Origin of the sequence: Cobetia sp. SIMBA_158 (genome assembly GCF_046566945.1) — a bacterium.
GTDB classification, from domain to species: Bacteria; Pseudomonadota; Gammaproteobacteria; order Pseudomonadales; family Halomonadaceae; genus Cobetia; species Cobetia amphilecti.
In genome coordinates, this window is the sequence record NZ_JAWJYL010000832.1 from 1 (window position 1) to 248 (window position 248).

General features: G+C 38.7%; 1 pseudogene. It reads left to right on the plus strand.

Going from position 1 to position 248, the window contains the following annotated elements:
* Positions 1-248 (plus strand): annotated as a pseudogene (locus R2R70_RS22160) (LacI family transcriptional regulator); the annotation flags it as partial.

The following is a 248-nucleotide window of genomic DNA, read 5'->3' on the forward strand; positions in this document are numbered from 1 at the left end:
TGGGAAAAAGTCTCGGGCGCAAATTGAAGCTGCGATTAAACAATTGAATTATTCTCCGAGTGAAGTAGCACGTTCGTTAACGAAGAAACAATCGGATTTGATTGGATTAATTATCCCAGACATTAACAATCCCTTTTTCCCGGAGTTGGCTCGAGCAGTAGAAGATACAGCTTTTCGCCATGGATATACAGTCATTCTTTGTAATTCTGATGAAGACATTGAGAAAGAACAGCATTATTTACAAACAC